The 14,252-nt window shown below is 68.0% G+C and carries 13 protein-coding genes; 4 read left to right on the forward strand and 9 right to left on the reverse strand.

All coding sequences use genetic code 11. The features are described 5' to 3' along the window. Window positions 1-2 precede the first annotated feature (2 nt). From ACWDOP_RS00815 to ACWDOP_RS00840, 6 genes are all read right to left on the reverse strand, one after another. On the reverse strand, window positions 3-866 hold the full coding sequence (locus tag ACWDOP_RS00815) for an ABC transporter permease (RefSeq protein ID WP_454207045.1): 864 nt from the start codon (window positions 864-866) through the stop codon (window positions 3-5). Beyond that, window positions 863-1,756, reverse strand: coding sequence for an MlaE family ABC transporter permease (locus tag ACWDOP_RS00820; protein ID WP_456343278.1), 894 nt, complete (start codon window positions 1,754-1,756; stop codon window positions 863-865). The genes ACWDOP_RS00815 and ACWDOP_RS00820 overlap by 4 nt, the downstream gene beginning before the upstream one ends. A gap of 295 nt (window positions 1,757-2,051) precedes the next feature. Beyond that, on the reverse strand, window positions 2,052-2,198 hold the full coding sequence (locus tag ACWDOP_RS00825; protein ID WP_454207041.1) for a DUF1059 domain-containing protein: 147 nt from the start codon (window positions 2,196-2,198) through the stop codon (window positions 2,052-2,054). Between the two features lie 377 nt (window positions 2,199-2,575). Continuing rightward, window positions 2,576-3,865, reverse strand: coding sequence for a lipase family protein (locus tag ACWDOP_RS00830; protein WP_456343279.1), 1,290 nt, complete (start codon window positions 3,863-3,865; stop codon window positions 2,576-2,578). 245 nt (window positions 3,866-4,110) lie between these two features. Further along, window positions 4,111-4,668 (reverse strand): TetR/AcrR family transcriptional regulator, encoded by a 558-nt coding sequence (locus ACWDOP_RS00835; protein WP_454207037.1) that lies wholly within the window; start codon window positions 4,666-4,668, stop codon window positions 4,111-4,113. Window positions 4,669-4,839: 171 nt separating this feature from the next. Further along, window positions 4,840-5,418: a TetR-like C-terminal domain-containing protein gene (locus ACWDOP_RS00840; protein ID WP_456343280.1), complete on the reverse strand. Its 579-nt coding sequence runs from the start codon at window positions 5,416-5,418 to the stop codon at window positions 4,840-4,842. A gap of 184 nt (window positions 5,419-5,602) precedes the next feature. Between ACWDOP_RS00840 and ACWDOP_RS00845 the strand changes: the two genes are divergently transcribed. Next, on the forward strand, window positions 5,603-7,183 hold the full coding sequence (locus ACWDOP_RS00845) for an MFS transporter (RefSeq protein WP_456343281.1): 1,581 nt from the start codon (window positions 5,603-5,605) through the stop codon (window positions 7,181-7,183). Here ACWDOP_RS00845 and ACWDOP_RS00850 read toward each other — a convergent pair. Further along, window positions 7,143-7,835, reverse strand: a complete 693-nt coding sequence (locus tag ACWDOP_RS00850) for a winged helix-turn-helix transcriptional regulator (protein WP_456343282.1) — start codon at window positions 7,833-7,835, stop codon at window positions 7,143-7,145. The genes ACWDOP_RS00845 and ACWDOP_RS00850 overlap by 41 nt on opposite strands. 118 nt (window positions 7,836-7,953) lie before the next feature. On the opposite strand from ACWDOP_RS00850, the gene ACWDOP_RS00855 reads away from it, so the two are divergent. Beyond that, the gene (locus ACWDOP_RS00855) at window positions 7,954-8,433 is read left to right on the forward strand and encodes a hypothetical protein (protein ID WP_456343283.1); all 480 of its coding nucleotides are present in this window, start codon (window positions 7,954-7,956) and stop codon (window positions 8,431-8,433) included. Window positions 8,434-8,715: 282 nt separating this feature from the next. After that, window positions 8,716-10,308, forward strand: coding sequence for a GMC oxidoreductase (locus tag ACWDOP_RS00860; protein WP_456343284.1), 1,593 nt, complete (start codon window positions 8,716-8,718; stop codon window positions 10,306-10,308). 3 nt (window positions 10,309-10,311) lie between these two features. On the opposite strand, the gene ACWDOP_RS00865 is transcribed toward ACWDOP_RS00860, so the two are convergent. Beyond that, complete coding sequence (locus tag ACWDOP_RS00865; protein WP_454207025.1) at window positions 10,312-10,869, reverse strand: TetR/AcrR family transcriptional regulator; 558 nt, start codon at window positions 10,867-10,869, stop codon at window positions 10,312-10,314. Between the two features lie 185 nt (window positions 10,870-11,054). Between ACWDOP_RS00865 and ACWDOP_RS00870 the strand changes: the two genes are divergently transcribed. Then, on the forward strand, window positions 11,055-12,395 hold the full coding sequence (locus ACWDOP_RS00870) for a GDSL-type esterase/lipase family protein (RefSeq protein WP_456343285.1): 1,341 nt from the start codon (window positions 11,055-11,057) through the stop codon (window positions 12,393-12,395). Window positions 12,396-12,470: 75 nt separating this feature from the next. Here ACWDOP_RS00870 and ACWDOP_RS00875 read toward each other — a convergent pair whose 3' ends face one another. Next, entirely contained in the window at window positions 12,471-13,391 is a 921-nt protein-coding gene (locus ACWDOP_RS00875; protein ID WP_454207021.1) for a replication protein RepA, read from the reverse strand. Between the last annotated feature and the right edge of the window lie 861 nt (window positions 13,392-14,252).

Below are 14,252 nucleotides of genomic sequence, written 5' to 3' on the forward strand. Positions count from 1 at the left end.
GCTCACCCCGTGAATGTGATGGGGGACTGGAAGCCCCACAGCAGGATCGTGGCGACCATGTCCAGGGCGATGATCGAGACCAGGCTCGCGCGGATGGCGCGCCCGGATCCGATGCCGACGCCCTCGGGACCACCGGTCGCGAAAAAGCCTTGGTAGCAGTGGATCAGTACGACGGCGACCGCGAAGATCATGACCTTCACCGTCGCGGCGAACACGTCCCAGGTCAGTACGAACTGGTCGAAGTAGTGGTCGTAGGTGCCCGACGGCGTGCCGTGCACGACGGTGACGATCACCTCGCAGGAGAAATAGCTCAGGATCAGCGCGACGACGAAAGCCGGTGCCACCGCGATGATTCCGGCGATCACGCGGGTGGTGACCACGAACGGCACCGACCGGATGCCGAGCGATTCGAGGGCGTCGATCTCCTCGGAGATGCGCATCGAGCCGATCTCGGCGGTCATCCGGCAGCCCGCCTGGGCGGCGAAGCCGACTCCCGCGGCGATGGGCGCCAGTTCGCGGGTGACGCCGAAGGCGGAGATGAGACCGCTGAGCTGCCCCAGCGACAGCAGGTTGAGCGCGCTGTAGGCCTCGATACCGATCGAAGCGCCCATCGCCGCGCCCATGAGCAGCATGAGCGGCACGACGCCGCCGCCGATGATGATCGAACCCCGGCCCCAGGTCATGTCGGTGATGACCGAGATCGTCTGGCGTCGATAGTGCATCAGCGTGTACGGCACCGAGGACAGCACCTGCCAGCAGAATCCGAGGACGAAGCCCAGCGCGTCGATCGGCCGCATGGGTTGCAGGCGGCGTTCGAAGCGAATGGCCCAGCGCAGTCCGGCGGGCCGGTACGGCGCGGCCATCACGCCATCCTCACGGGCAGGAACATCGTAACCACCTGGGTGATAGCGGTATTGAGCACCACGACCGCGGCCACCGACATCACGACCGCGGCGTTGACGCCGTCGGCGACCCCGCGCGGTCCACCCTTGGCCTCGAGCCCGCGCTGGCACGCGACGATCACCACCAGAAATCCGAACAGCGTGGCCTTGACGAGCGAGACCCACACGTCGATCGGGGTGGTGAAGGACCCGAACGACTGCCAGTAGCTGCCGGGAGTCACCTCGAGCGCGGTGACCGCGACGGCGAAACCCGAAGCGATGCCGACGAATACGATGAGAATGTTGAGCAGCGGCGCCACCAGCATCATGGCCGCGATGCGCGGCACGACGAGCCGCTGCACCGGATCCACGCCCATCACGCGCATGGCGTCGATCTCCTCGCGGACGGTCCGCGCGCCAAGATCGGCGGCGATGGCCGCGGCGCCGGCGCCACCGAGCAACATCGCCGTCGCCATGGGCGCACCCTGTTTGATCACCCCGAGTCCGCCGGCCGCGCCGATCATCGAGTCGGCGCCGAGCTGGGTGACGATATTGCCGACCTGAGCCGACACGATGACCCCGAACGGGATGGCCATCAGGATGCTCGGGATCGCGGTGACCCGGATGAGAAACCAAGCCTGCACCAGGGTTTCGCGGACCTGGAATCGGCCGTGTGCGAGGTCGGAAGCTCCGATCGCAACCGCGTGCGCGCCCATGCGGAGTGCGCGCCCGAGGGTGGCGATGCTCGAGAGCACGGTGTCGGCGAAATTCCGCCGCAGTACCTCCGCCGGTTTCGGCGGGCCGGCGGGCATATCGCCGGATTCGGTTTCGAACACGGTCCGGAGCCGGGAATTGGCGTCATTGTTCTGTGTCATGGATTCCGGCGTCGCTGTTCTACTTCGAGGTTCACACGGGGCGAATTCGGATTCTCACCGGCCGCCTCGCCGAACCACGTGGACGAGGAAACGAACTTCGCGCGGGCGGCGTTCGCGGGCTACGCCGTGACGCTACCATATGAGTTGGACCACATTCCAGACATCATTCCAGATTAGTGAGCAGTTTTCTGCCGGGGAACCGAACCCGCGATCGACCCGCACGAACCGAACCGCGGAGCGTGCGTAATGTGTTGCACAACAACCGATATGAGTGCCATCGGCACTCGAGCGGAACTCAGTACGCGATGAACAGGATCTCGTCGCGCGAGTAGTCGTGGGTGGGATGCGCCTCGGCCAGGTGCTTACGCGTCTTGGTCACGAGATCTTCCTCGTCGACGCCCCGGATGTACTCGCCGCAGGGGCAGTTGAGCCGTGTCTTCATCGAATTCCCTTCCATCGCACAATGAGAGAGGCCACGACGGCGGTTCGCCGACTTACCCTCCGACTCCAAAGCATAGCGGTGTCCAGACATATGTCCATAAGAATGGTTCGAGATGTCCCACGGGGATTCGCGACTACCGCGACCGGCCATTCATTCGGCACGATAAATAGTGAACGGCGTTTATTTCGATGATCGCCTGGATACGAGCCCCGGGCCGTGTCGCCGGCCGAAGCCGATCATCCACACCCCCACGCAGCGATCGTCACAGTGACGGTTCATCCTGCGACACTCACCCGTGCCGAACACCGTGCCCCGGATACACCGAGTGCCGCAACAGCCCGAATACTGTTGCGGCACTCGCGGTGTGAACGAACGGACTACAGGTCCGCCGTCATCGGGTTGCCCGGGGCGACTCCGGCGCAATTCGATCCGGCGGGCAGACCGGCGAATCGCGCGTCGATCCAGGCCATGGCCCCCGTCGTCCACACGGCCAGGGTGGGGATATGGCTGAGATCGGCGTACTCGTGGTACTCCACGGCGGTGTTCCCGGTGGCGCAGTACTGGCGCACCAGGCCGCGGACATCGCCGGCGACCATGACGCCGTCACCCCGTCCGACCGTCGGATTGTTGCCGGGCGTGCCCTCGATGTCGCCGCCGGCGCCCTGGGCGATGTACAGCGGAATGGTCGGCGTCGCCGCGGATCCGAGGTTGACCTTGTCGACGGTGTCGACCAGCACCTGCACGCTGTTCGGGTCCGCGTACTCGGGCTTGACCATCTGCGCCCAGGTCAGGCCCGGGTACTGGAACAGCACGTTGGCGATGGACGCGTCGTGCATGGCCGCGACGACCTGGCGGCCGCGATCGTTCAGGTACGGCGCGAGATCGATGTCGTAGGAACGCCCGATGCCGATGATCGCCATACCGGCCACGCCGGCCCAGCCCAGACTGCCGCTGACGTACCGCAGGTTGTGCGCCGGATTGACCAGCAGCCCGCCCTGAGTGGCGCCGACGAGCTTGTCGTTGACGTCGGGCGCGTATTCGGGGGCGAGCGCGGCGGCCCAGTTGGTGGCGATCGCACCGCCGGAGTAGCCGACGAGCCCGACGCGGGTCTCGGCGTTGAGCCCGGTCTCGAGCGAACGGGTCGCGGCGCGAATCGAATCCAGGGTGGTCATGCCGTATTCGGGCCCGGCCGCGAAGTCGGCCGAGGGGCCCTCGGTGTCGGCGACGATCGCGACGTAACCGCGCGCGAGGATGTCCGCGAGCAGGATGCTCTCCGACCCCAGCACCATGTTGCCCAGGCTCAGATCACCGGCGATCGACCGCGACGGACCGTGCTCGGGGCTGAGCGAATCGTAGAATGACTGGTAGGCAACGGCTTTGGCGGGATCGACGCCGCCGGGCGGCAACAGCACCGAGGTGACGTTGGCGATCGGCCGCTGCAGGGCGTCGGTGGTGCGGTACAGCAGCTGGATCGCGGTGATCGGGGTGGGGATGGCCGCGATGTGATAGCTCAGGGTCCGGGTCGCCAGCACGGTGCCCGGGGCGAGATCGCCCAGGGGCGTGGCGCCGCGGTAGGTGTAGAACGAATCGACGGCCGCGTGCGCCGGGGGCGCGGGCACCGTCGTGGACGCGAAGGCGACCGACAGCGCCGCGATCGCCGACAGCATCGGGGCGATCGTACGTGCTCTTCTCAACTTTTTCCCCTCGAAATGCACTGCGCCGGGCCATGATCCGACAGGATCGAGCGACCGGTGACGAGCCGGTCGGCGGCGGCGAGTGTTCCTGCCCACAACCGGACGGACATGTCCGGTTACCGGACAGTAGTGTGTCCGCCCTCACCGCCTCGCGTCAAGAGCGAAATCGCGAGGAAAGGGAAAATCTGCCGTTTCGCCTACGCGTGCGCCGCAGCAGGTCAGTGCCGCAGCGAGCGCAACAGCAGCTGCCAGGATTTGCCGGCGATCGACTCCCGCTGATCCTCGGGCGTCCGGTTCAGCAGCGCCCCGAGCATGCCGACCGCGAGAAAGATCTCCTCCGCGGTCGCGTCGGCGCGGATGCTGCCGCGCCGGGTCTCGTCGGCGAGCTTGTCACCCAGCAGGCCGTAGAGCCGCGCGATCGACTCGGCCAGTCGGGAATCGTTGAGATCGGCCCCGGCGAGCGAGTCGAAAAGCGGTGTGACCGCGGTCATTTGCTCGAAGATCTGGTCCAGGAGCTCGTCGAGCGTGGCATCCACGTCGGCGGCGATCGCCTCGAGTTGCTCGATGTTCTCCCGGAAGACCGCCAGGATGATCGCCTCGCGATTGGGGAAGTGCCGGTACAGACTGCCCTGCCCCACGCCCGCGGCCCGCGCGATCAGACTGAGCGGCACGTTCAGCCCGTGCGCGGCGAAAGCGCCGCGTGCGGCCTCCAACAGCGCGGCGCGGTTCTCCGCGGCGGCGGCCGGACCCTTGTTGACACGTCTAGGCGAACTCACGCCCTTGACGTTATCGGGTGGCGATCCGGCCCGAACATCGGTCCCACTCACCGGGACCGGCCCGGGTGCGCACTCGTTCGCTGAACGGTTGCGACCGGTCACGAACGCACCGGCCCGCACCGGATCTCTCACGGCGGTTACGCCTGAAACGGTCGAGATCACCGGTGGCCGTCAGGTTTTCGGCTGCCCGTCGCGCGCGGTGCGAGCGGCCAGGAAATCGTCGACCAGGCGGACGCACTCGGCCTCGGCGACGGCCTCGCCGCCGACCAGCCGCTGGAAGACGATCGGCCCCACCAGCTGGGCCAGGGCCAGTGCCCGATCCTCGTCGCGGACCAGCTCGCGGGCCTCGGGACTGTCGAACACCTCGTCGAAGGGCCGGCGGTACTGCTCGATGATCCGCTCGCGCAACGAGGTGAATGCCGGGGCCGCACCGTAATCGGCGTGATCGGCGGTGGCGAGCCACGCCAGGGTCGTGACATGGATCGGCGCGTCGTTGATGACCGCGGCCTGACGGGTGATCAGGTCGATCAGGCGGGTGCGCAGGGTTCCGCTGTCGCGGGTGCGGACGACCGGCGGCAGCAATTCCCGCAGGGCGGTGGCGCGCAGATGGGCGGCGCTGTCGAAGTGCCGATACAGCGTGGTGCGAGCGACCTTCGAGATCCGGGTGACCGCTTCGATCGTCACCGCTTCGATGCCACCGGTACTCAACAGCGTGGTGGCCGCCCGCAGCAGGAGGGCACGCGATCGCACCTTCCGTGGATCGTCCTCGGCGTCGCCCGCGACCGCGAAAACGGTTTCCGACGAGAGCCTTTCGGCCTCGCGCTCGATACCGTCGCCATTACCGGTTGTATTACTGGTAATTCTACCGTCACCCCTCCCAAGTGTGCTACTGGTAGTAGCGTAACGCTACCTTCGGTACCACTGGGAGACGCCGATGAATTCCGGCCAGGCCCGACTCTCGCCCCTGCAGCGCTGGACGCTCGTACTGTCCTGTCTGGCAATCGTTCTCATCATCGCGTCGATGGCGGCGCTGTACACCGCGCTGCCCCAGATCGCGTCCTCGACCGGCGCGACCCAGCAGCACCTGACCTGGATCGTGGACAGCTACACCCTGGCGCTGGCCTGCCTGGTGCTGCCGGGCGGAGCGCTCGGCGATCGGTACGGCCGCCGCGCCGCGCTGGTCGTCGGTCTGGCGATCTTCGCCGCCGCCTCACTGGTGCCGGTGTTCGTGGACGGGGTGGGCTGGCTCATCGCCGCCCGCGCGGTGGCCGGTGTCGGCGCGGCGCTGGTGATGCCCTCGACCCTGTCGCTGCTGACCGCGAGTTTCCCGGAATCGCGGCGCGGGGTGGCGGTCGGCATCTGGGCCGGAATGGCCGGCGCGGGCGCGGTGGTGGGCATCATCGGATCCGGGCTGCTGGTGGAACACTGGTCGTGGCAGTCGATCCCGCTGGCGATGGGTATCGCCGGCGCGGTGCTGGCGATCGCGTCGTGCACGCTGCCCGAATCCGCGGACCCCGCGCGGCCGCCGTTCGACCTGCTCGGATCGGCGCTGTCGAGCCTCGCGGTCGGGCTGCTCGTGCTGGCCATGGTCGAGGTTCCCGCGCGCGGGTGGACGCATCCCGTGCCGTGGATCGCGCTCGCGGGGTCGCTGCTGGCGGGCGCCGCGTTCGTGGTGGTCGAGCTTCGAACCCGGCATCCGCTACTGGATGTGCGCCTGTTCCTGCGGCGCGGATTCGGCAGCGGCGCACTGTCGGTCGCGATCCAGTTCCTGGTCTCCTTCGGATTGTTCCTGCTCATCGTGCAGTACATGCAGCTGATCCTGGGATACCGCCCGCTGTGGTCGGCGGTGGCGATGGCGCCGATGATCGGGCCGATGATGCTGCTCTCCCCCATCGCGCCCCGGCTGGCCGAGCGGTTCGGCCTGCGCGTGCCCACCGTGCTCGGCCTGCTCACGCTCGGCATCGGATTGCTGTCGGTCGCGCACCTGTCCCCCGACAGCACCTACGCGGATCTGGTGTGGCCGTTGCTGATCACCAGCACCGGCATCGGTCTGGCCACCGCACCCGCGACCGCCGCGATCGTCTCCGGGGTGCCGACCGGCAACCACGGTGTGGCGGCCGCGGTCAACGACGCCGCCCGCGAAGTCGGCGCCGCGGTCGGCATCGCGCTGGCGGGCAGCATCCTGGCGGCCGGCTACAGCGACCGCATCGCCTCGACCGTCGCGGCCCTGCCCGAACAACTGCGCGATCCGGTGTCGGATTCGCTGGCGGCCACGCTCGAAGTGACCGCGCGCCTGGGCCCGCAGGCCGATCCCCTGGCCGAGGCCGCCTCGGCCGCCTTCGTGCACGGCGTCGGCCAGGCATCGATCGCCCTCGGAGCGCTGACCCTGGTGAGCGCGGTCGCGATCGGGTTCTGGGCCCCGGGCCGGATACGCACGGCGGAACCGGATTCCGCGGTGCACGAGGTGGAGAAGGTCAGCGACGAGGTGGAAGAGATGCAGCCGGTCCGCGAATAGCGCCTCCGGCGCCGAAGAGCACGGCCAGCGTAGGCAGTACCTCGAGATCACCGGTGGCGGTGAGGGTGCCTTCGGCCACCGCTTCGACCAGCGTGCGTGATCCGGCATTCAGGGCGGCGAGGGTGCGCGCGTCGGTCGACAACCGCGTGCGCGGCGACGCGGCGGCGGTGGCTCGAATGTCGATGGTGGCGCCGGAGATCGTGAAAACGAAGGTGTGGCCGTCGACGGCGAGTTCGTAACTGCCGTCGGCGGTTCCGTCGGCACGGCTCGAATCGAAGTGCGCTTCGAGTGCGAGCGCGACGAGCTCCGGGTCCAGGTACTGCTCGTCGGTGAGTTCGCCCAGACGGCGCAGGCCCCAGCGGGACAGCTCGTACAGGACCGGGCGCAGGGACTCACCGTCGGCGGTGAGGCGGTAGACGGCCGAGGCGGCGGGCGGGGGCAGCGTGTCGCGGGTGATCAGACCCGCGGCGTCGAGTTCCTTGAGCCGCTGACTCAGCAGGCCGGTGCCGATGCCGGGGAGGCCGTCGAGCAGATCCTTGAATCGCTTGGGCCCCACCAGCAGATTGCGCACGATCAGCAGCGACCACCGCTCCCCGAGCAGATCCAGGGCGGTGGCGATACCGCAGTACTGGTTGTACGAACGCTTGGCCATGGTTCGGAAGTTTAGTCTCCTACAGCTGGTGCTTCAGTATTGTGAAGTAGTAAGTTCACTTTCAGGAAGCACGGCCAATGTGACGGCGTGCGCCAATCTCAAGCCGGGAGGCTCCGACATGACCACATCCGTCATCGACTCGAACTTCGCACCCCACTCCCCCGCATCGACCGGTCGCCCGGCCACCGCCCCGGCCCCGGGCCCCGCACTCCGGGTGCTGGCCGGAGGCCGCCTGCTCCTGGCGGCCGCGGCCCTGAGCGCCCCACGACGATTCGCCGCGGTCGTCGGTGTCGCGAGTTCCCCCGAACTCACCTATATGACAAGGATTTACGGAGCCCGGGCTTTGGCGATGGGCCTGGGCTACCTCACCGCCCCCACGCCCGAGCGCGTGCGCTGGCAGCGTCTCGGTCTGATGGTGGACATCGCCGACACCGGGACCGGGCTCGTTCACCTGGCCCGCCGGGACGTCCCGCTTCGAGCCGCGATCGCCATGGTCGCGCTCACCGGGTCGTACGCCGCAGCGGCCGCGTCCGACGCGATGAAGCGGCGGAACAAGTCTGTCCAGCACTCTCAAGGAGAAGCCGATACAGTCGCGTAAACCCAGTTCAGGCGCGGCATTGGATTTAGTGTCGTATATACGACAGTAGATACGACCTTATCTACGACACTATCTTTGACATAACTACCCACGGCGGCACACGAGGGCGATTCGGGACCCCGTTTGCCGCACCGGCGAGAGCACCGACACTCACTCCCGGGGACGCACGCGGAAAACCGGCCCTTTATCCGGACAACACTGTCCGGTATCGTCCTCGCTCGACAGGCCCCCTTGTGGCGGCCGTCACGCCCTCGTCTTCCCCCCTCCGAAGGGTCTCTCCCGATGACAGCACTCTCGCGCCGGTCGATGATGACCGGTGTCGCCGCCGGCGCCGCACTCCTGGCCACCGGTGCCCTCACCCGGCCCGCCCCGGCGGCGGCCCGGGTCAACCGGGTCGAACTCACCCGCGAGGACCACCGCGTCGTGGTGATCGGTTCGGGCTTCGGCGGCGGCGTCACCGCGCTGCGACTGGCACAGGCCGGGGTGCAGGTCACGGTGCTCGAACGCGGATTGCGCTGGCGCACCGGCCCGAACGCCGAGACCTTCCCGCGCGCGTCCGCGCCCGACAAGCGCATCCTGTGGTACCGATCGAGCCCCAACCTCTTCGGTACCCCGATGGTGTTCGAGCCCTACACCGGTCTGGTCGAGGCCGTGGCCGGAACGAACATGACCGCGCTGTGCGCCTCCGGCGTCGGCGGCGGTTCGCTGGTGTACCAGGGCATGTCGCTGCAACCCACCGAAGAGCTGTTCAACACCTGGTTCCCGCAGGAGCTGGACTGGGCGACCCTGAACCGGGTGCACTATCCGCGCGTGGCCCGCATGCTCGGACTCGCCGAAGCGCCCGACGAACTGATCGCCACCGAGAACTACCGTGTCGCCAGGATTTTCGCCGACCGCGTCCGGCAGGCCGGCATGCCGCTGTCGAAGATCCCCATGCCCATCGACTGGAACTACGCGCTCGCCGAACTGCGCGGGGAGATGAAGCCGTCCTACACCAACGGCGACGGCGCGATGGGCGTGAACAACGGCGGCAAGCATTCGGTCGACGTCACCTACATCGAACAGGCCGAGGCCACCGGCCGGGTCCGCGTCGAAACCCTGCACGAGGTCACCGACATCGAGCGCGCGAGCGACGGACGCTGGGTGGTGCACGTACAACGCCTGGACACCACCGGCGCGGTCGTGGAGAACAAGATCCTCACCACCGGGGCCCTGGTCCTGGCGGCGGGCAGCCTCAACACCACCCGGCTGCTGGTGCGCGCGAGCGCCAAGGGCCAGATCACGGACCTGCCCGACGGCCTCGGCCAGGGCTGGGGCACCAACGCCGACCGCATCTACCTCTGGAACGACCCGGCGGCGAATTTCGGCGCCGCACAGGGTGGTCCGGTCGTGTACGGCAGCAAGAACTGGTCCGACCCGAAGTCGGCACACACCCTGATCCAGGCGTCGATCCCGCCGATGGGCGTGGACGCGGGCAGCACGATGATGGTCGGTTTCGGCGTCAGCGCCGACCGCGGCCATTTCAGCTACGACGCCGCTCGCGACGACGCCGCGCTGTACTGGCCGGCGAACGGCGACGCCGACATCCAGAACAACCACATCGGCCCAGCGGCGCATCGCATCGCGGCTCCCACCGGCACCCTGGTGGACACCAACCTCGCGTTCAACTCGACCTGGCACGCGCTGGGCGGGGCGAACATGGGGGTGGTCTGCGACCTCGACGGGCGGGTACAGGGCCAGCCCGGCCTGTACGTGGTCGACGGCGCGCTGATCCCCGGCACCACCGCGGCCTGCAATCCCTCGATGACCATCGCGGCGCTCGCCGAGCGGGCCCTGGACAACATCGTGGCCCGCGACATCGGCTCCCTCATCTGAGGGTCAGCGAAAAAGGCCGTGCGACAAGATGTTCCACGCCTGCCGGGAGACCTGCTCCCGGCAGGACGGGTCCGTCTTGGTCAGCAGGGCCGCCAGCATGGACAACGCCATGATCACATCGGCGCCCGTCGCCTCGGCGCGCACCGCGCCGCGCTGATCGGGATCGTCGAGCTTTCCCGAGATCAGGACGAACAACCGGGTCGCCGGGTCGGTGAGCCGCGCGTCGAACGTGTTCTCGGGATCGATGAGCGCGATGAGCGCCGCCGAGGCGGTGAGCTGCTCGACGATCATGTTCAGCAGTTCGTCCAGGGTGCGCCCGGGGTCGGCGGCGCGCGCCTCGATCTCGGCGATGTTGTCGTCGAATACCGCCAGGGCGATGGCTTCCCGGTTCGGGAAGTGCCGGTACAGCACGCCCTGCCCCACCCCGGCGGTCCGGGCGATCGCCGACATCGGCGCGTCGAAACCGTTCTGGGCGAAGATCGTTCGCGCCGCGGCGAGAATCGCCGCCCGATTTCCGGCCGCCGCGCTCGGGCCCCGGTTGGTTCGGCGTGCGGTGGTCATCGCCCCGAGATTACCGGAGCCGGGTGCCGCCGACCCAGACCTTCCCGCCGGTCGCCGCACGAGAGCGACCGTTCGACATCCCATTCCGACCTCCGGGCGCAACCGCCACGGGCATCCGTTCCCCGGGTGCCAGGGTCGAACCCGCACACCCGCCGCGACGACGCGGCTACAGAAGGATTCTCATCATGCGAACAGGCCGAAGACGTCCTCGCTCCCGAGCTCCGCGCCGGGCCTCGATGCTCACCTGCGCGATACTCGGCGCGGTCTCGATACTGGTCCCGGCCGCCTCGGCGACCGCCGACCCCGCCGAAACCAGCTGCGGCACCGAGCATTTCGTCGCCAGTTGGACCGCGAGCGCGACCGACGCGATCACACCCCTCGACCCGACCGGCACCGTTGTCCCGTCGGTGGTCGCGGACCAGACCTTCCGGATGATGATCACCCCGCACCTGGGCGGTTCGAGCCTGCGTATCCGGTTGAGCAACCGGTTCGGGTTGACGCCGGTGACCTTCGGAGCGGTCACCGTCGGGCCGCAGGGCACCGGCGCCGCCGTGCGCGATCCGCGTCCGGTGGCCTTCGGCTCGGATCGCTCGGTGACGGTGCCGGCGGGCGCGGAGATCCTGAGTGATCCGGTCGAGCTGAGCTTCACGGCCTTCACGCGCCTGGCGGTCAGCATCCATGTCGCCGGGAACGCCGGACCGCCGACCAAGCACTGGAACGCCAACGCCACCTCGTACTACTCCCCCACGGGCAGTGGCGATCTGACCGGCGACGACAGCGGGGCGGGATTCTCCGAGACCACCTACTCGTGGCTGTACGTCGACGCGCTCGAGGTCGCCGCCCCGGCCACGACCCGATCCATCGTGGCGTTCGGCGACTCGATCACCGACGGCATGATCACCAACTCGCCGGTGGGCGTACCGGCCGAGATCGCTCTGGCCGACACCGACGGCCGCTACCCGGACGCGCTGCAGCGCCGGCTCGACGCGGCCGGAATCCCTTTGTCCGTGGTCAACGCCGGTATCGGCAGCAATCGACTGGTCACCGACGGGCAGCCATTGATGCTCGGCCCCAGCGGAGTTCAGCGCTTCCGGCGGGACGCGCTCGAGCAGGCCGGGGTCGCGGGCGTGCTCGTCCTCGAGGGCATCAACGACCTGGGACTCCCGCCGCAGGCGAACGCCGATCAGCTGATCTCGGGCCTGCGGCAACTCGTGGCCGAAGCCCGCGGCGCGGGGGTGAAGATCTGGCTGGGCACGATCATGCCCGCCGCATACGCCCTGGTCGACGGCCTGGCCACCGCGCCCGCGAGCGAGGACGCGCGGCAGCGCATCAACGAGTGGATCCGCACCCAGAGCATCGCCGACGGCGTGGTCGATTTCGATGCCGCCCTGCGCGATCCTGGCAATCCCTCCGTGCTGACCCCCGGCTACAGCGGCCCGGACCGGTTGCATCCCAATCTCGCCGGCTATCGGGCGATGGCCGACGCGGTGAATCTGACCATGCTCGCCGGCGCACTCCGGTGCTGAGCGCTCACCGCGCGTAAACCACTTCCCCGCCCTGAGCGGGGGATGTCCGCAAGTTATGCGCGGAACGGAACGCGGTCAGGCGCGAGCCAGGGCCCGGAACCCGGGTGAGGCCGGAATGTGCGGCAGACCCGGTCGCAGCACCACGCCGGCGTCGGTGGTGTCGACGTTGGCCTGCGGGTACACGACCAGCACCTGTTTGAGCGAGGTCGTGAAGTCCCGCCGGAACTGATGCCGGCGGCGACGATCCCCCGAGTCCGCGCCCGACCCGAACTGGGCCATCAGCGATTCCCACGGCACGGTCGTCTCGCGTTTCACCGAGAACATGCGGTAGGTCAGCCACGCGTAGATGTCCAGGCGCAGAGCCGAACCGCCGAGGGCCTTGATGGCGTTCATGTCCAGTGGAACCGGATGGGCGGTGACTTCGCGGAAGAACTCGTCACTGAGCCGGACCGTCGAGGTGAACAACGACGGCTGTTCCTCGTCGGCGTCGGTGCCGCACCAGATGTTGTACGCACTGGCGACATACAGCTTCGCGCCGATCCTGCGATTGGCGTCGCCCTTGTACTCGATGGTCAGGGTGGCGTTGAACAGGCGATGCGACTGGTTGCGCATCCGGGTGAGGGAGCCGTTCTTCCCGCCGGTCGCGGTCAGGCCCATCGCGCCCATGAAGTCGGTGAGGCTGTCCCCCAACACGATTTCGGGCGATCCGGTCCGCACCGCCTCGGTGGAGAGGAAGGTCAATATCAACCGCGGCATGGTCCCGTAGGGATAGCCTATGGACTCGGGTTTGTTGTTCTCGTCGGTGGTCATGCCCGGCTGCACGGTCAGGGATAGGTCACCGTTGCGGCGGCCCCAAGCCGGAACGTCACCGGGATCCCGGTACGGTAGCGACGTCTGGGTGAACACGCGAGCCAGGTATCCGACCTCCTGCTCGCCATCCCATACCTCGGCGGCAGCGCGCACGATGTCCAACGGAGTTCGCTTGGGTCGTGGCATGGCCTCTAGTTTTGCATGATCACGGCAAAATGCCAGTTCCCACCGACCCCGTGTCCGGTTTCTAACGGCTTTTCCCTATCGCCCGCCCCGTCATCGCACGCATAACTCGCGGACACCCGCAGGTCACACGCTGGGCAGAGGGTCGAAAACCGCGCAATCGAGGCACGCATATCTTGCGGACCGGGCGGTGGACATCTCCCGGTCAAGGCCCCCTGTCGAAGCGGGCGTCGCGCATAACTCGCGGACATCGCCTCCCCCGACGGTCGGAGGTACACGCGGACCCGGCGTATCGCCTCGCTCCGACCTGCGGTTTCCTGTTCTCATTCGCGCATAACTCGCGGACATCGAGCAGGTGTCGACACCGTTCCCGACCAGGCAGTTTGCTGCGACGCCGGCGCATACCTTGCGGACATCGCCCCGGTGACAGGCGGTTCCCGGTGCCACGCATGCCTTGCGGACACCGAAACCCCTTGTCGCCCACGCATAAACAGCGGACAACCACGCATAAACGGCGGACATCCGCGCATATCTCGCGGACATCGCCCCCGCGCGCATAACCGGCGGACACCGTGCGCATAACTCGCGGACGCCCGGCGGCCGGTCACGCATACCTTGCGGACGCTGACCGGGCAATCGCGCATACCTTGCGGACGGTGGATAACCGGCGTCCGCAAGGTATGCGCGGGGTGAACGAAAATTCTCGCGAGGCGATGTCGTCGTCACCGCTGGCCGCCGGATATTTTCTCGTATGCCGTGTCCGCGTGTTATGCGCGGCGAAACGCGGGATGTCGCGCATAATAGGCGGACACAAACAGGGGTGAGTTATCCACGCATATCTCGCGGACGTAATACACAGTCCTG

The organism is Nocardia sp. NPDC003693 (assembly GCF_053981095.1).